Here is a 17,617-nt window from a genome sequence, read left to right on the forward strand (position 1 = left end):
ACTCATGAGGCATGACTCATGAGGCATGAGACACGACCGTTGTCGGCCGGCCGACAAACGCGCCAAGTCGCTGTGGCTGATTGGCTTAGGCCCTGGGATGGTGTGAGTCGTACAGCCGTTTCAGGCGCGCCTCGAGCACGTGCGTGTAGATCTGGGTGGTCGAGAGGGCGGCGTGGCCAAGCATCATCTGGATGGCCCGCAGGTCAGCCCCGCGGTCCAGCAGATGGGTCGCGAAGGAGTGGCGCAGCACGTGCGGCGAGACGTCCCTGGTGATGCCCGCCTGCAGCGCATACGCCTTCAGCGCTTTCCAGAAGCCGACGCGGGTCAACGGCGCACTCCCCCGCCCGTTCGGGAACAGCCACGGGGAGGCATGTCCCTTCAGGAGCAGCGGTCGCTCGCTGCGCAGGTATCGCCGTAGCGAGGCTACGGCGACGTCTCCCACCGGGACGATCCGCTGCTTGTCGCCCTTGCCGAGACACGTCAGGAAGCCGACCTCGAGGTTCAAGTCGGTGGGCTTCAGCGACACCAGTTCGGTCACGCGCAGCCCGGTGGCATAGAGCACGTCCAGCATGACGCGGTCTCTCGCCCCCCGGGGCGTGGCCGTGTCTGGCGCAGCCAACAGGGCCTCCACATCGTCCAGGGACAGGTACTTCGGCAGTTCCCGCCACGCGCGCGGTGGTCGCAGGTCTTCGGCAGGGTTCGCGCCGATCACGCGCGACACCAGCAAGTGCTTGTAGAACCCTCGTACCCCCGCCACCATCCGCGCGACAGAGCGCGGAGAGTACCCCTCCCCCATCAGGCCCCTCACGAAGGCCTCGAGGTCCTGAAGCGTCAGCGTCTCGGGGGACTTCGCCGCGCCAGCGGAGAACCTCGCCAACTGTCGGAGGTCGCGGCTGTAGCTCTCCAGCGTGAGTGGCTGGAGTCGCCGCACCACGCGCAGATGGTCGAGATACGCGTCGATTCGCGCGTGACTGACAGGTGTCTGGTCGCCGTCCACCACGCCCAGCATACGACGCGCGGGAACCTTCCTTGTGACCCCTTCGTCTCTAGGCATAGAATTCGAGGCATCGATGTCGATGTATCGAATCCGAGGTATCCCATGCCACCCCGTACCGACGCCCTCCAGGGCACCCTCACGCTGCTGATCCTCAAGACCCTCGACGCAGGGCCGCGTCATGGGTACGCCATCGCCCAGCACATCCAGAACACCTCCAATGCCCTGCTGCGGGTCGAGGAGGGCTCCCTCTACCCCGCCCTGAGGCGGCTCGAGCAGGAGGGCTGGGTCAAGTCGTCGTGGAGCGTCACCGAGAGCCAGCGCAAGGCACGCGTCTACTCGCTCACGCCAGCCGGTCGGCAGCAGCTCGACGAGGAAGAAGCCAAGTGGCAGAAGCTCCTGCAGGGCGTGCGGCACGTCCTCCGGTTCGCGGAGTAAGGGCATGGGCTGGCTGCGCAGGTTCATCAACTCGGGCACGCGACGGGTCGCCATCGAGCAGGAGATCACCGACGAGATGACGTTCCATCGGGACGAGCTGGTCGCGGAACTCGAGGCCAACGGCTGGGCCCCTGCCGACGCACGCCGCGAAGCACAGCGCCGACTTGGCCTCTCCGGCGCCCTGGTCGCAGAAGGGGTGGCGCAGGACACGCTCCCGTGGGTCGCGACGTGGCGGCGCGAGATGCGGCAGACCTGGCGGGGCCTTCGCCGCCGCCCGGTCCTGTTCTCGACGGCCGTCCTGACACTCGCCCTGGGAGCCGGTGTGCTCCTGGCGACGGCCACCGTGGTCGATCGCCTGTTGCTCGCTCCCCTGCCCCTGCCCGGTGCCACCCGGCTGGTCGTGCTCGACGAGACCCTCAACGGCCAGAAGGTCGGCGGCAACCCGGCGCGCACCGCCGACTACCGTCGGGAACTCGGTGGCGTGCGGGGCGTCATCGGCGTCTACGGCGAGCAGGTGGTGCTCGGCCGCGGCACCGACGCGAGGCTGGTGCAGGTGCTGCGCGCGGTGGGCCCGTTTGTCGACGTGCTCCAGCTCACGGCGGCTCGAGGGCGCGTCCCGACCGACGACGAACAGCGCGACGGCGCCGCGGTCATCCTGCTCACCGACCGCGGCTGGCAGCGCCTCTTCGGGCGAGCTTCGTCGGTCGTCGGGAGCCAGGTCACGCTCAGGGGGGCCTCCCATCAGGTCGTGGGCGTCCTGCCCGAGTCGGTGGGCTACCCGGCGGATATCGACGTGGTCGCGTCGTCCGGGCCTGACTATCAGCGTGCTCCTCGAGGGGGCAACTGGCTGCAGGTGATCGGCCGTCTGGCGCCGGGCGCCACACTCGAGAGCGCCGAGCAGGAAGCCCGGGCCGTTGCACGTCGCTTCGGCGAAACCTATCCCGAGCACGACCGCAACCTCGACGTCCGCCTCACTGGCTTGCAGGCCTACGAGACGCGCGACATCAGGACCCCGCTCCTGCTGCTCTTCGGCGCGGCCGTGACCGTCTTCCTCGTCGTCTGCGTGAACGTCGGCGGGTTGCTGTTCGTGCGGGCGATGGCCCGCGACCACGAATCATCGGTGCGTGCCGCCCTCGGCGCCGGGCCCTGGGCGATGGCGCGCCTCTCGCTGCACGAGGCTGCCCTCATCGCCGTCGCCGCCCTGCCGGTCGCCTGGTACATCGCCAGCCTGGTCCTCGGCTGGTTGCAGCGGACGCTCGCCGAGGATGTCGGGGCGCTGGGCCAGGTGGCGCTGGGCCGACGGACCCTTGGCGTGGGCCTCATCATGCTGCTGGCGACGACGCTGGTACTGGCGGTGTGGCCGGCGTGGCATGTGGTGACGCGCCCCGTCCGGCCCGGCATCGCCCTCCATGCCGCCACCGATTCGCCGAGCCGTCGCCGGGTCCGGCGAGCGCTGGTCGGCACTCAGGTGGCCTGCAGCACCGTGCTGCTCGTCCTCGCCCTGCTGTTCTCCGTCAGCCTGCGCGAGATGCTCCAGCGCCCGCGAGGCTTCGATGCGACCAACGTCGTCGCCATCCGGTACGACCTGGATTGGGAGCAGCCCAAGGGCGACATCGATCGGCTGGCCCAGCGCGTCCTCGCCGCCGTCGATGGCACCCCCGGCGTGGTCGCCGCGGGTGTGGTCGATCGGTTCCCGCTGCAGGGCGGCACCCAGTCGGCCGGTGTGCAGATCTACGGGGAAGCCGATGTGGCGGCCGAACGCGCCGACGTGTCGATCCGATCGGCCACACCGGAGTACTTCAGCGCCATCGGGATCCCCCTGCTGGCGGGGCGCGTGTTCGTCGATGGCGAGGCCGCGGCACAGCGGGCCGAGATCGTCGTCTCGGCGACGTTTGCCCGGAAGCACTTCGGGACGAGCGACCCCATCGGCAAGCGGGTGTGGCTCCGTTGGAAGGGCAACACGCCGGAGTGGTCCGAGGTGGTCGGCGTCGTGGGCGACGTGCGCCAGTCGTTCCGGGACGAGTCGGCGGTTCCCGAGGTCTACCGCCCCTGGTCGCGCGCCTACTGGCCGCTGCTGCACGTCGCGGTCCGCACTGACGGGGCGCCCGATGCGATGCGGCGCCTCCGCGGCGCGCTGCAGCAGGCCATCCCCGATCAGCCGCTGGCCTCGCTGGGCCCCCTGGATGAAGCCATCGACCGCGGGAGTCATCAGGCCCGAGCCCTGACCCAGGTGATGACGGCCTGCGCCGCGGCAGCCGCGCTGCTGGCCGTGGTGGGCTTGTACGGCCTGCTGGCCAGCGAGATGTCCGCGCGTCGACGCGAGGTCGGGATCCGGTTGGCCCTCGGCGCGCGCACGTGGCCGCTGCGCGCCTGGCTCATCCGACCGGGACTCTGGCTGACCCTGGCAGGCGTGCTGATCGGCGTGGTGGCGAGTGTGCCGGCGGCGCGGATCCTCGAGCAGCAGCTGTTCGGCGTGCGCAGCGGACACATCGGCGTGCGGGTCACGGCGGCCCTCGTGCTGCTCCTCGCCGGAGCGGTGGCCGCACTCGTGCCGGCCTGCCGGGTCGTCACCGACCGCGCCCTCGGCGGGCTGAGGTACGAGTGATGCCCGACGTCACCCTTTCTCCGGCAGAGCGTCGCCGCCGCCGTTGGCAGCGCTGGCGCGTCCCGGCACTGATCGGCGCCCTGGTGATCGGCGGCACGCTGGGCGTGATGCGGCTTGCTCCGGCGTCTCCCTCCGTGGATGGCAGTCCGTTGTGGTTCGACACCGTGCAGCGTGGGGAACTCGTGCGGGAGGTGCGCGGCACCGGCTCCCTGGTGCCCGTGGACACGGCGTGGATTCCGGCCGCCACCGATGGGCGGGTCGGGCGCATCCTGCTCCGCCCGGGAGCATCAGTCGAGTCCGACGATGTGATTCTCGAGCTGCAGAACTCCGCATTGCAGCAGGAGGTGATCGACACGGGGCTGCAGCTTGCTGCCGCCGAGGCCCGCCTCACGCGAGCCGGTGCCGACGCCACCACCACCCTGCTCGCGCAGGAGGCACTCGTGGCCCGCACCGAGGCCGAGTACGAGGAGGCTCGGGCCGACGCCGATGCGGACGCCGCGCTCCGCGTCGACGGCCTGGTGTCTGACCTCCAGCATCGCCGGTCGTCCGCGCGTGCCCGGTCCCTGCAGGCGCAGGTCGCCGCCGAGCGCAAGCGCCTGGATGTCGGCGAGCGCATGCGCCCCTCGCAACTGGCCGAGCAGCAGGCGGAGGTCTCGCGCATGCGGGCGCTGCTCGCCCTCAAACAGGAGCAGCTCGGGCTCCTCCACGTGCGCGCCGGCATGCGGGGCGTGCTGCAGGCGGTGCCCGTTGAGGTCGGCAGCCAGGTGACGGCCGGCACCAACGTGGCGCGCGTCGCCGATCCCTCCCAGCTCAAGGCGCAGGTGCGCGTGCCGGAGACGCAGGCGCGCGACGTTCAGGTCGGCCAGGTGGCGCGTGTCGACACGCGAGCCGGCGTGACGGAGGGACGCGTCTCGCGGGTCGATCCGGCGGCCGTGTCAGGCACCGTGCTGGTCGACATCACGATCGTCGGCGAGATGCCGCGTGGGGCCCGCCCCGACCTGTCGGTGGACGGCGTCATCGAAATCGAGCGCCTCGTCGACGTCCTCTACATGTCGCGCCCCTCGCAGGGGCCGGAGGGCGGCACGATCAGCGTCTTCCGGACTTCGCCCGGGGGCATGGCCGACCGCCAGACGGTGCGCCTCGGCAAGGGCTCGGTCCGTCACATCCAGGTCGTCGACGGCTTGCGCGAGGGCGACCGCGTCGTGCTCTCCGACATGTCGGACTGGGACCAGGTCGACCGCATCCGGATCAGGTAACGCCTTTCACACGGGCCGCACGGGCCCCTTTCCCGATACCCCATGTCCCAGCCTCTGATTCGACTCGACGGTGTCCGCAAGATCTTCGCTGGCGAGGACGTCGAAACCCACGCGCTCGACGGCATCGACCTGACCATCGACTTCGGCGAGTACGTCGCCATTGCCGGGCCGTCCGGCTGCGGCAAGTCCACGCTGCTGTCGATCCTCGGCCTGCTCGACACGCCGAGCGAAGGCCGCTACCTCCTGAACAACCGCCCCGTGGAGAGCCTGTCGGCGGCCGAGCGGGCGCGCACCCGCAACCGCGAGATCGGGTTCATCTTCCAGAGCTTCAACCTGATCGGCGACCTGACGGTCTACGAGAACGTCGAGTTGCCACTGACCTACATGGGGATGTCGGGCGCGGACCGCACGTCACGGGTCACCCGGGCGCTCGAGCGCGTCGGCATGGCACACCGCGCCCGCCACCTGCCCGGTCAACTGTCGGGAGGCCAGCAGCAGCGCGTGGCCGTGGCCCGTGCGGTGGTGACGCAGCCGTCGATCCTGCTGGCCGACGAGCCGACCGGGAACCTCGACTCGCACAACGGCGAGGCCGTGATGCAGTTGCTGCGTGACCTGCACGCCGACGGCGCGACGATCTGCATGGTCACCCACGACCCGCGGTATGCCGCGCACGCGACGCGGTCGGTGCACCTGTTCGACGGGCGGGTGGTGCCGGATGACCACGCGGGTACCACGACCGGCGTGGGGGGAGCGGCCGCAGGCGCGCGCCGGGACTGACGTCCCGGGCACGCCCGCCGCTGAGGCCGGTCAGAGGTAGGCGGCGCCCACCATGATCTTGCGGACGCGCATGTAGGGCGCGCCGTGCGAGATGTGATTGATCTGGACCGGCTGGCCCTTGGCGTCGCCGGTCGTGCCGTGCATCTCCCAGGAGCCCTTGTTGGAGACGGCGTCGAGGTTGCCGTAGAAGTCCGTCGTGATCGCGTTGTAGGTCACGTCGGCCACCATGCGGGTCTTCTTGCCGTTCTTGATCTCCCAGAACGCGTCGCCGCCGAACTGCCCGTTGTAGCGCTGCTGGTCGATGGAGTAGCTGCCGCGCCCGTCGATGAGCAGGCCGTCCTTCGTGTCCGCGATGATCTCCTCGGCGCTGGGGGCCTTGTCGTCGCCCGGCTCGACGTGCACGTTGGGCATGCGCAGGAACGGATAGTTGCGCCAGGAGGTGGCGAACGTGCAGCCGCGGCTCTCCTTCTCGCCCATGAAGTGGGCCGTCTCGCGGTTGGTCTGCAGCCCCACCAGGACGCCGTCGCGCACGATCGGCCACGACTGCGTCTTCACGCCATCGTCGTCGTACCCCACCGTGCAGAGGGCGCCGGGCATGGTCCGATCGGCCGTGACGTTGAAGAGCTTGCTGCCGTACTTCAGCTTGCCGACGTCCGACACCTTGATGAAGCTCGTGCCGGCGTAATTGGCCTCGTAGCCCAGGATGCGATCGAGCTCGGTCGGGTGGCCGATGATCTCGTGGATCGTCAGCATCGAGTGCGACGGCGTCATCACGATGTCCTTCAGGCCGGCGGTCACCGACGGCGCCATCGCGTGCTCGACCGCCTCGGCGGCGATGCGGTCGGCGTTCTCGAGCATGCCGCCGCCGGTCACCACCTCGTAGCCGCCCGTCCGCGCCTGGACGGTGTAGGTGCGCGTCTTCACCTTCCCGCCCGCGCGCGCCGTCGCCGTGTAGCTCGGCGCCATGCGCCACGTTTCCTGCTCGATGTAGGAGCCCTCGCTCGAGGCGAAGTACTTCCACTCGTAGTCCTGGGCGATCGACGACTGCGTGCGGATGATGCCCTTGGTCTTCATCAACTGCTCGTTGATGCCGAGCAGGAAGGTGATCCGGTCGTCGAGGCTCACCGTCGCGGGATCCACCGTGATCGGCGTGGCCCAGTAGGTCTGGTAGCCCTGCGTCGGCGTGAGCTTCACGTCGAAGCGCTTGGCGACGGCGCTGGCACGCGCCACGTCCACCGCCTGCCGGGTGATGGCCCGCACCTGTTCCTCGGTGACCGACGGGCTGCTGGCGAAGCCCCACACACCGCTGTGGAGCACGCGCACGCCGAAGCCGGCGCTCTCGTTGCGGCCGCCCCCGCCGCCGAACCCACCGCCACCACCACCGCCCCCGCCGAACCCGCCGCCGCCCACGATGCGATCACGCACGGTGACCGAGTCGCTGACGTTGCGCGTGAAGCGGACATCGCAGTAGGTGGCCCCGAGGCGCTTGGCTTCGCCGAGCGCGATGTCGGACAGGCCCCTGAACTTCGACTCCAGCACCTTGCCCTTGGGCGACTGCGCGACGAGCGCGGCGACCAGGTCGCTGGAGGCGAGCGCCATCGAGGTGGCGCCCACGGTCTTGAGGAACTCGCGACGATTGCTGGACATGGCTGGCCTCAGACCGCGGGAGAGACGGACGTCATCGTGAAGTCCTCGATGCGCATGGCCGGGATCATGGCCGTGCCCGGCTGGTCGTAGGCCTCCCCGGTGTGCATCGGCTCGGGCGGCCCGAGCGCGCTGATGTTGTTCAGGCCGACCACCGGCGTCTCGTTCCAGCGGAAGTTCTGCACAGGGGCCGTGATCTCGCCGTTCTCGATGAGGAACAGGCCGTCGCGCGTCATGCCGGTGTAGAGGATCGACATCTGTTCCACCGGTCGCATGTACCAGAAGAACGAGACGAGCAGGCCGCGCTTGGTCGTCTTGATCATCTCCTCGACCGACGTCGTGCCCCCGTCCATCACCAGGCTGAGCCCGGGCGGCGTCGCCGTGGGCTGCTTGCCGGTCTTCTGCGCCCAGTAGCGGCTGTAGTAGAGGTTCTTGACGACACCCTTCTCGATCCAGGTGACGTCCTGCGCGGCGAGGCCGTCCTCGCCGATCGGCGACTGGCGCAGCACGGGATGGTTGATCACCGAGCGGATGGTGACGTTGTCGCCGAACAGCTTCTCGCCCACCTTGGTCTGGCCGCGTTCCTTGCCGCTCATGAAGCTCCGGCCTTCCTCGGCCGACCGCGCGTCCATGGACGTCAGCAGCAGAGAGAGGAAGCGGGCCGCCGGCCGCGACTCGAGGATCACCGTGTAGTCGCCGGGCTCGATGGCGCGTGGCTTCTGCGACTTCAGCGCCTTGTCCGAGGCGCGCTCGGTGATCGAGACGGGGTCGATCTGCGACACGTCCTTGAGCCCGGTCTGCCCTGCCCACCCGGACCCGGTGCCATCCGGCGTGCGGCACGTGAGGATCAGGCTGGCCTCGGCGTAGCGGAAGTACGAGAACAGGCCCTCGCTGTTGGCCGTGGCCTGCGTCCAGTGCAGCTTCGGGATGTAGCCGGCGCCGACCACACCCTTCTTCTCGCAGATGTCGAGGCTCTTCTTGACCATCGCGGCCCGCTCGGCCGGGCCGAAGTTGGCCGTGCGGTCGATCACGGCCTCGACGGGCACGTAGTTCTGCGGCGGCTTCACCAGCGGCATCGTCTCCGGGTTGTCGGGCTTGCGCCTGGCCAGGGCCTGCGCTTCCTCGATCGCCGTCTTGAGCGAGGCGTCGTCGAACTGGTGCGTCACCGTGCTGGCGCTCTTCTGCCCGTAGTACACGGTGATGTTGACCTGCTGGTCGTGCTCGATCAGGTTGGCCGTGATGCTGGAGTTGGCGTACCGCGTGGCCGAGCGCTCGCCGCCCTGGAAGTCGACCTCGACCGCGTCGGCCTTGGCCATGTTCAGGATCTTGTCGGTGATCGCCTTCACTTCTTCGCGTGAATAACTCATGAAGTCCTCGGACAATCCGTGTGTAGCCGTCGGACTTGTCCGACGGTGGCCTCACGCGCCGGACAAGTCCGGCGCCTACGAACCTAGGAGAATGCCGCGCCGACCATGACCTTGCGGATCAGGCAGGGCGACGAGCCGTGCGACGGGTAGTTGGACTGGACGGGCTGCCCCTTCGCGTCGCCGTCCATGCCGTGGTGCTCCCAGCTCTCGGGCGGGCCCACGGCATCGAGGTTGGCCCAGAAGTCGGTGGTGATGGCGTTGTAGGTGAAGTCGGTGACCATGCGCGTCACCTTGCCGTTCTTGATCTCCCAGAAGGCGTTGCCGCCGAACTGCCCGTTGTACCGCTGCTGGTCGATGCTGAAGCTGCCCGAGCCCTCGACGAGTACGCCGTCCTTGACGTCGGCGATCATCTGGTCGAGCGTCGGCGACCCGGGCTTGCCCGGCTCGAGCTGGATGTTGGGCATGCGCAGGAACGGGTAGTTGCGCCAGTGGTTGGCGAACGTGCACCCGCGGCTCTCGGTCTCACCCATGTAGTGCGCGGTCTCGCGGTTGGTCTGCAGGCCGACCAGGATGCCCTCCTGGATGATGGGCCACCGCTGCGACTTCACGCCATCGTCGTCGAAGCCGACGGTGCCGCACGCGCCCACGTGCGTGCGATCGGCGTACACGTTGAGCAGCGGACTGCCGTACTTCAGCTTCTTCAGGTCGGACAGCTTCACGAAGCTGGTGCCCGCGTAGTTGGCCTCGTAGCCGACGATGCGATCCAGTTCGGTGGGGTGCGCGATGATCTCGTGGATCGTCAGCGCGAGGTGCGACGGCTTGAGCACGAGATCCTTCAGGCCCGCCGACACCGGCGCCGCCAGGCTGTGCTCCACGGCCTCGGCTGCGACGCGTTCGGCATTCCCCTTCAGGTCGGCCTTCACCAGGAACTCGTAGCCGGCCGTCGACGCGCCCGGCGTGTAGATGCGCGTCTTCACCTGGCCCTTGCTGCGCGCCGTCGCCGAGCACCCGCACGAGCAGTAGTACAGGCTCTGTTCGATGAAGGAGCCTTCGCTGGTGACCAGGAACTTCCAGTCGTGCGAGAAGCTCACCTGCGCCGTGGCGAAGAGCACCTGCTTGTTCTTCTGGATCTCGCTCGTCGCGTCGGTGAGGATCGCCAGCTTCTCCTCGAGCGGCACCTCGAACGGGTCGCGCTGGTGCGGCGTCTCGTAGAACTCGTCGTAGGCCGGCACGGGCGCGAGTTTCACGTCGAAGCGCTTGGCCATGGCGCTGGCCTTCGCGATGTCGGTGGCCTGCTGCACGATGCGGCGGATCTCCTCAGGCGTGACGAGCGGGCTGCTCGCAAACCCCCACACGCCCGAATGGACGACGCGGACGCCGAACCCGAAGGTGTCCGAGATGCCGCCGCCCGGCACGGCGCCGAAGCCGCCGAAGCTGAAGCCCCCGGCGCTGGTCAGCTGTCCGTTCCGCACGTTCAGGGCCTGGGAGCGCTTGCGGCCGAACCGGATGTCGGCGTAGGTGCAACCGAGGCCCTTGGCCTGCCTGAGCGCGTCGGCGCCCCACGTGCGCCAGGGCCCGGAGCGCGCCCGCGGCGACTGGGCCGACACGGGAGCGAGCCAGAGGTCGGACAGCGTCAGGGCCACCCCGGCGGCGCTGGCTGTCTTGAGGAAGTCCCGTCGATTCTGCGGCATGTCGTCGTTTCGTCCGCCTAGCGCTCGCGATGCAGGCGGCGCAGGATCCACTCGAAGCCGAGCACGGCGAGCACGAGCGCGGCGTACCACCAGGTCCGCGTCACGTGCCAGCGCGCGCCCGGCGGCGCGTCCAGGGCGGCCCGCAGCGCCGAGAGCGCGCGAGGCGCCTCGGCGTCGGTGGCCGCAAGGGCTCCCACGCTGGCCTGGTGGCGGACCACATCCGGCCACGCGCCAACCAGTGCGGGAGGGCTTACGTCTATCACGGCTGCGTCCTCGGCCACCACTCGCCCTTGCTCCATCGTGCGAGCGGCGACGTTGACTCGCCGTCCTGCCGGCCAGGGCGCGGTGCCGCGCCACTGGCCCGGCGCCGGCGACCACAGGGGGACGGACTGCCCCCACGCGTCGATGGCCTCACCCGGCGTGACCCGCACGTCGGCGGCCGCCGTGTCCGGACCTGTCGTGACCGCGAGGCCCACGACCCGTCCGTCTTCCGAGTACCCCAGCCAGGGCCGGAGCGACAGCGGGCGAGGTTGCTCGAGCGCCAGCGACGTCACCAATGCGCGCCATCCGCCCGCGAAGTCCGTGCCCGCATCCGCCCGCCAGCGCCAGGCGTCGAGCGCGCTGATCAGCACGATGCGGCCGCCGCCTGCGGCCCGTCCCCAGATCACCGGCGTGCCCTCGTCGAGATACGCCAGCGGTTGCGCGTCCGTTGCCGGGCCGGGCGCCAGCCACTCCCGGACGTGCCAGCGGTGACTGCCGATGTGGGCGGGCTGCACCGCAGCGGCGGTGCGCACCAGGCCGACGGGCTGCGGCCACAGGCGGGTCCAGGGGCCGGCCGTCGGCGGCGCGTCGAGCACCAGCACCACCGTGCGTCCGCGCTCCTGCACGTCGGCTGCGAGGCGCGTCACGTCCGCGGAGGTCAACGCCTCGACGCCCCCGGCGATGGTGAGGTGCGCCAGATCGCGGCCCGACGCCACCTGGGCGTCGTCGGCGCCCGTGGTCAGGCCTGGCGCGACGCGGGTCTCGCTTCGCACCGTGAGCCCACGGGCGCCCTCGAGCGCGAGGCGTGCGAATCGCGCGCCCCAGGACGGGCGCGCCTCGAGCACATCGACCGCGATCTGCAGATCGCGGACACGGACATCGACGTCGGCGGGCGATGCCGGGCGCACCACGCCCTCCCCCTCCCACGCGGCCGATATGCGGAGCCGGACATGGCCGGGGCTCACAGGGAGCCAGGGGACGCGCACGGCCAACGGCGGCGCCTGCCCCGGCGCTGTCGGAGCAGAGGTCCCGGTCGCGACCTCCACGTCGCGAGCCGTGTCGACGACGCGAACGCGGACCTGCCCTCGCGCTGATGGAACGGCGGCAAGCCTCACGAGGATGTCTGTCGTGACACCGACGGCCGCGTCGACAGGCGCCCCGACGTGCGCCATCGCCAGCGCATCGCCGGCAGGCCGGACGACCATGGCCGCGCCACGCTCACGCAACAGGGTCAGCGCGGCTCCTGCGTCGCCGACGACGATGCGCGCGGCGACGTCGGTCGCTGCCGCGGGATCGTCGCCATCGGCGCGGCGCACGTCTGCCCACGGTGCGGCAGCGGCCAGGCGGGCGACCTCCGCCGCCGCATCGGGGACGCCGGCGAGCACGGTCGCCTCGATGACCGGCCGACGCGCACGCGCGCAGCCGGGGTCGAGCAGGCCGCCGGCCACGCCGAGTATCCCGAGCGCGCGCAGGCTGACGCGCAGCCACCTCATGGGCGTCGCTCCAGGGCGGCGAGGCCGACCTCGTCCCTCGACGCCGGCAGTGGCAGCGGCACACGCGCGGTGCCGGACGCGAGCAGGCGGGCACGCAGCAATCGCGCCGCGGCGGCGCCGTCGCTTCCGGCGGCAGCCCCCTGCACGGCTTGCACCCACGTCCCGTCGGCGCGATCGAGCGCGATGAGGTCCGGTACTGCCGCTGCGACGGTGGTGGCGCCGCTGTCGAGCCGGGCCAGCAGGGCCAGCGCCCGGCGCGCCTGGGGCTCGGGCAATGGCGCCCGGGCCCAGCGTGCGGGCGCCGCCTCGGAGCGGTCGCCCTGCAGGCGCCGCGCGCCATCGAGTTGGACCGGGGTCGGCAGCGTGCGCATGAAGTAGCGGGCCTTGCCGAAGGCCGCCTGCAACGCCGCAAGCGCCCTGTACTCGTAAGGCAGTGCTTCCCTGAGATCGGCGTCAGTCAGGCGCGTCTCGGCCTGCGCCATCTGCCGGACGGCGGTCGTGAGGTCGCCCTGGCCGCGGTTGTCGAGGCGGCCGGCCTCCACCTCGTGCGAGTGGGCGGCCTCCTCCTCCTCGTCCTCGACCTCGCCACCGAGCATGAAGACGAACTCGGCGCGCACGCGGCGCTGCGCGATGGCGAGTGCCTGGGCCTCGCTCAGGTAGGCTGCCGCCGTCATCCGCGGACGTCGCTCCAGGAGTCGCTCGGTGAGCAGGATCACCATGCGCTGGCTCAGCGCGAACTTCTCCTCCGGCTCTGGCAGGCTGAAGTCGCCGGCCGCCTGCGCCCCTTCCCGCGCGATCTCGATGAGGAAGCGCTCGGATTCGCCGGCGCCTTCCGCGCCCGGCCGGGCGTCGTGCGCCACCGCGTGGTAGGCCACCGAGTCGCCGGGGCCGAGGCCCAGTGCGGCCAGCTCCACCACGTGGTCTCCTTCCCACGTGGTCGGCGACCGGCGCTGCAGGCGCACGGGCCACTCGCCGTCCTCGAAGGTGAAGCTCTCACCGCTGCCGGACACCTTGGTGTAACGGAGTCGCAGTTCGCGGAGGCCAATGTCGTCGGCGGCCACGACATGGATCGAGACCTGGCCGGTGGCCGCGGCTCGCTTGAGGTCAGCGCCTGGCGCCGTGATCCGGACGTCTGGAGCCGCGTCGGCGCGCACGATCACGACGATCGTGGCGAGTGGCGTGCCTGTGGCGGTGCCCAGCACCAGGGCGTCGGACTGATGGACGTCGAACGTCGCCCGCGCGGTCGTGCCCGTGGTCTCGACCACCAGCGGTGTCGCCCCGAGCCGTGCCTGTGCGCCTGCGGGCCAGCCCTCGACGCGCACGTCGAGACGCGCGCCGGCGAGCGCCTCGATCCGCGTGGGGGCATCCAGTTCCTGCACCGATTGGCGGGAGTAGGCCGGCGGACGCACGGTGACGTGCCAGCGGATGCCGCTGCCTCCACCGCCGGTCGCAGGGTTCGAGGCGCCGTCGCTGCCGTGGCCCTGAGCCGGGCGCGCGGCCGGGAGCCACCATGGGGCCATCGCGGCGAGCGCCAGGGCGAGGAGGGCTGCGCGCCAGCGCCGCACGGAGACGGGCCGAGGCCACGACGCCGCACCGAGGGCGCCGCGGACCTGCCGCGTCAGGTGGGTCTCGATCGACGGGTCGAGCGTGCTCCCCAGTTCGTGCCAGGTCCGGAGCGCGTTGCCGAGCGTGGGCGTGTGCGCCTCGGTCTCGGTGATCAGTGGGGTGAGCGAGCGCAGTCCCCGTGTTGCCAGGAGCCCCGCTACCGTCACGCAGGCGCCAGCCGCGCCAGCCGGCAGCATCGCCGACCCTCCGTACGTGGACACGCAGGCATGCACCAGGCGCCCCACGGCCATGCCCACGACGAGGTGCCACGTGACGAGGGCGAGGCGCCATCGCTGCTGCGCCGTTGCGAGCCACGTGTGGATCCACGCGCGGTCGGCACTGGGACTGCCGCCGCCGACGCGCGGTTCGTCAGGCGGCATCGCGTGCCTCCACCGCAGGCTCACGACTGTCGCGCGCACCGCGCCGCCACCACTGCTCCCCTACCAGCAGGAGCAGGGCCAGCGCCCAGCACCAGCGTGTGTCCAGTCCCGCGGGCAGCGTGTTCGCGGTAGGCGGCTTCCCGTCCCGTGTCAGTCGGGCGAGGTCGGCAGCACTCCACGTCATGGGTACCTGCTCGACCTCGGGGCGAGCGAGCGCCTCGCTTGCGACGAGGACGCTCCACAAGGCCAGCGGCGATCCGGGCGTCGCCGCCAGCAGCAGCTCCACGCGGTTGCCCTCCGCCCAGCCGGCGAGCAACGGCCGTCCCTGCGCATCGGCCGCGAGGAGCCGGGCCGCCGCCGGCATGCGCACGCTGCGCGCGTCGGGTCGCGAACGCTCGGCGGCCTCCCGGATGCGCGGGTCGGTGGCCAGCGCGTCGAGCAGCATGGCGGCGCCGGACGTGGCCGGTGCAGCGGCGGCATCCGGAGATGGGCTGCCGGGCAGGTTCACTCGAACGGCCACCTCGCTGCGCGACGCCAGTCGCGTCGCCGTCTCGCGCAGCCGCGCGGCGACGGCCGCGTCGCCGGGGGCGGCGGCAACGCTGAGGGGGACGGCCACCGCCGGCCGGGCGGGCGCGTCGATCGGAGCGAACCTCAGGCCCACGTGCCCGGGCACCGCGTCCAGCGCACGTGGCGGCAGGGCCGTGGCACGACCGCTCCAGGCGAGCGCAATCTCGGTGCGCGATTCGCGGGCGGCGACGGTGGCACGCGCACTGGCGTCCGCGAGCGCCTGCATCGGCGCGGCTGCCGTCAGGACCTCGGACGATGAGGCGGTGCGCTGCCATTCGCCGACCACCGATCGCGCGTTCGCCGCCGCGGATGTCTCCACGACGATCACGCGATGCAGGCGCGATCGCCAGGCGTCCAGGCGCCCCGCGGTGACGACGGTCGGCCCGGCGGCCGCCGCGACGATCAGCAGCACGATGGCGGCGCGCAGCGCGAGCAGTGGCCAGTCCTGCACGCGCTGCAGCCGGCGCGCCACGGGCGACGAGGCGCGCAGGAACCGGAGCGTGGAGAAGGGCCGCAGGGTGGGCTGCCGTCGCGACCACAGGTGGGCGACGAGCGGCAGCACGACGGCGATCGCCAGCGCCCCGGCCCACGGGAGGGCCCAGTTCACCGCGCCCCTCCGGCCAGGGCCGCGCGCTGCTGCGAGAACGCGCGCAGGACGGCATCGAGCGGCCTGTCGGTGTGCGCCTCGACGAAGGTCACGCCCTCGCTGGCGGCAAACGCCTGCCACTGCGCGATGAATGCCGCCAGGCGGCCGGCGTAGGCCTCGCGGATCGCCGGCACACTCGTCACCAGTCGCTCACCCGTTTCGAGGTCCTCGAACGCGACGTCGCCCCCCGTCGGAAGTGTCCGCTCTTCGGGCGCGAGCACATGGAAGAGCACCACTTCGTGGCCCATGCGGCGCACCTCGCGCACCGCGCTGGCCGTGTCCTCGTCATCGCCGAACAGGTCCGAGACGACCGCCACGAAGCCGCGCCGTCCGAGTCGAGTCGCCGCCGTGCGAATACCACGACCGAGTGCGGTGCCGCCTCCTGGCTCGAGACGATCGAGTTGCCCGAGCAGTCGCACCAGGTGCGGGCGGCCGGTGCGCGGTGGCAACTGCAGGCGCGGCTGGTCGGCGTGCGCCACCAGGCCCACCGCCTCGCCCTGCTGGACCAGCAGGTACGCCAGGGCTGCGGCCAGCAACGCCCCCACGCGCAGCTTGGTGACGCCACTGGTCGTGGACAGGGTCATCGATCGGCTCGCGTCGACGGCGAGCATCACCGGCCACTCGGTGGTCTCCCGGTACACGCGGGTGAACAGGCGATCGGTCCTGGCGTAGTGCTTCCAGTCCAGGTGCTTCAGGTCGTCGCCCGGCAGGTAGGGGCGCATCTGCTGGAACTCGGCGCCCGACCCCGTGAACGGGCTGCGATGCGCGCCGAGGCGGGTGCCCTCGACGATGAGGCGGGCGGCCAACTCGAGGTCGGCGATGCGGGCCAGCAGCGCCGGGTCGAGGGCCAGCGTCGAGGACGAGCCCATCACGGACGGGCCGGCACCTCGTCGAGCAGGCGCGACACCAGCGCGTCGGCATCGAGGCCCTCGGCTTCGGCCTGGAAGTTCACGAGCACCCGGTGCCTGAGCACGGGCAACGCCAGCGCGCGCACATCGTCGAGCGACACCGTCGCGCGGCCGTCGAGCAGCGCGCGGGCCTTTCCGCACAGCAGCAGGGCCTGCCCGGCGCGCGGGCCGGCGCCCCAGCGGACGTACGACGTGACCGAGGGTGTGGCCTCGGGCGCGCCGGGACGCGTGGCGCGGACGAGCCGCGCGGCGTAGTCCACGACGTTGCTGGCGGCGGGGATCTCGCGCACGAGTGCGTGCACGGCCGCGATGTCGGCGCCGGTCGCCACGACCTGCGCGGCGGCCTGTGGCGCCGTCGTGGTCTGCGCGAGCATCTGCCGTTCCTCGTCGGCCGTCGGGTACCCGATGACGACGTTCAGGAGGAACCGGTCGAGCTGCGCTTCGGGCAGGCTGTAGGTGCCCTCCTGCTCGATCGGGTTCTGGGTCGCCAGGACGAACTGCGGTGCCGGCAGGTCGTAGCGGACGCCCCCCACGGTGACCTGGCGCTCCTGCATCGCTTCGAGGAGTGCGGCCTGGGTGCGAGGCGGCGTGCGGTTGATCTCGTCGGCGAGGAGGATGTGCGCGAACACCGGGCCGCGCATGAAGCGCACCTCGCGTCGGCCGGAGGTGCGGTCCTCCTCGATGACCTCGGCGCCGACGATGTCGGAGGGCATCAGGTCGGGCGTGAACTGGATGCGGTTGAACGAGAGATCGACCGTGCGCGCCAGCGTCTTGATGATCAGCGTCTTGGCCAGGCCCGGGACGCCGCGCAGCAGGCAGTGCCCGCCCGCGAAGAAGCTGACGAGAATCTCGCGGAGCACGGCGCGCTGGCCGACAATGGTCCGTCCGAGCTCGGCTTCGAGCCGCTGGCCGAGCGCGGCCGCGTCGTCAATCGGGAGCGCGCGTGTGGGCATGTCTGGCTGCGATTGTAGCAACCGGACCTCGA

The 17,617-nt window shown here is 71.3% G+C and carries 13 protein-coding genes; 4 read left to right on the forward strand and 9 right to left on the reverse strand.

All coding sequences use genetic code 11. The annotated features are described in order from the left end of the window. Window positions 1–85: 85 nt before the first annotated feature. Window positions 86–997, reverse strand: coding sequence for a site-specific tyrosine recombinase XerD (gene xerD, locus ACIRDX_RS00170; RefSeq protein ID WP_396623366.1), 912 nt, complete (start codon window positions 995–997; stop codon window positions 86–88). Window positions 998–1,099: 102 nt separating this feature from the next. Between xerD and ACIRDX_RS00175 the strand changes: the two genes are divergently transcribed. The 4 genes from ACIRDX_RS00175 to ACIRDX_RS00190 are packed head-to-tail and all read left to right on the forward strand — an operon-like array spanning window position 1,100 to window position 6,070. Further along, entirely contained in the window at window positions 1,100–1,432 is a 333-nt protein-coding gene (locus ACIRDX_RS00175; RefSeq protein ID WP_396623367.1) for a PadR family transcriptional regulator, read from the forward strand. A 4-nt stretch (window positions 1,433–1,436) separates the two neighbouring features. After that, a complete protein-coding gene (locus ACIRDX_RS00180) occupies window positions 1,437–4,037 on the forward strand; it encodes an ABC transporter permease (protein WP_396623368.1) in 2,601 nt (866 codons plus the stop codon). Further along, window positions 4,037–5,293 carry an HlyD family secretion protein gene (locus tag ACIRDX_RS00185; RefSeq protein WP_396623369.1) on the forward strand — a complete coding sequence of 419 codons (1,257 nt, stop codon included), beginning with the start codon at window positions 4,037–4,039 and terminating at the stop codon, window positions 5,291–5,293. Before ACIRDX_RS00180 ends, ACIRDX_RS00185 begins: the two co-directional genes overlap by 1 nt. A gap of 42 nt (window positions 5,294–5,335) precedes the next feature. Then, entirely contained in the window at window positions 5,336–6,070 is a 735-nt protein-coding gene (locus tag ACIRDX_RS00190; protein ID WP_396623370.1) for an ABC transporter ATP-binding protein, read from the forward strand. Between the two features lie 30 nt (window positions 6,071–6,100). Here ACIRDX_RS00190 and ACIRDX_RS00195 read toward each other — a convergent pair whose 3' ends face one another. The 8 genes from ACIRDX_RS00195 to ACIRDX_RS00230 all read right to left on the reverse strand — a co-directional run bounded on the left by ACIRDX_RS00195 (window position 6,101) and on the right by ACIRDX_RS00230 (window position 17,585). After that, window positions 6,101–7,717, reverse strand: coding sequence for a TldD/PmbA family protein (locus ACIRDX_RS00195; RefSeq protein WP_396623371.1), 1,617 nt, complete (start codon window positions 7,715–7,717; stop codon window positions 6,101–6,103). 8 nt (window positions 7,718–7,725) lie between these two features. Next, the gene (locus tag ACIRDX_RS00200) at window positions 7,726–9,081 is read right to left on the reverse strand and encodes a TldD/PmbA family protein (protein ID WP_396623372.1); all 1,356 of its coding nucleotides are present in this window, start codon (window positions 9,079–9,081) and stop codon (window positions 7,726–7,728) included. A gap of 83 nt (window positions 9,082–9,164) precedes the next feature. Next, complete coding sequence (locus tag ACIRDX_RS00205) at window positions 9,165–10,772, reverse strand: metallopeptidase TldD-related protein (RefSeq protein ID WP_396623373.1); 1,608 nt, start codon at window positions 10,770–10,772, stop codon at window positions 9,165–9,167. A gap of 17 nt (window positions 10,773–10,789) precedes the next feature. Further along, window positions 10,790–12,526 (reverse strand): hypothetical protein, encoded by a 1,737-nt coding sequence (locus tag ACIRDX_RS00210; protein ID WP_396623374.1) that lies wholly within the window; start codon window positions 12,524–12,526, stop codon window positions 10,790–10,792. Beyond that, window positions 12,523–14,511 (reverse strand): DUF4175 family protein, encoded by a 1,989-nt coding sequence (locus ACIRDX_RS00215; RefSeq protein WP_396623375.1) that lies wholly within the window; start codon window positions 14,509–14,511, stop codon window positions 12,523–12,525. Before ACIRDX_RS00215 ends, ACIRDX_RS00210 begins: the two co-directional genes overlap by 4 nt. After that, entirely contained in the window at window positions 14,501–15,685 is a 1,185-nt protein-coding gene (locus ACIRDX_RS00220) for a BatA domain-containing protein (protein WP_396623376.1), read from the reverse strand. Before ACIRDX_RS00220 ends, ACIRDX_RS00215 begins: the two co-directional genes overlap by 11 nt. Continuing rightward, window positions 15,682–16,593, reverse strand: coding sequence for a DUF58 domain-containing protein (locus ACIRDX_RS00225; protein ID WP_396623413.1), 912 nt, complete (start codon window positions 16,591–16,593; stop codon window positions 15,682–15,684). The genes ACIRDX_RS00220 and ACIRDX_RS00225 overlap by 4 nt, the downstream gene beginning before the upstream one ends. Then, window positions 16,593–17,585, reverse strand: a complete 993-nt coding sequence (locus ACIRDX_RS00230) for an AAA family ATPase (RefSeq protein WP_396623377.1) — start codon at window positions 17,583–17,585, stop codon at window positions 16,593–16,595. Before ACIRDX_RS00230 ends, ACIRDX_RS00225 begins: the two co-directional genes overlap by 1 nt. Window positions 17,586–17,617 lie beyond the last annotated feature (32 nt).

Source organism: Luteitalea sp., from assembly GCF_044337415.1.
Taxonomy (GTDB): Bacteria; Acidobacteriota; Vicinamibacteria; order Vicinamibacterales; family Vicinamibacteraceae; genus Luteitalea.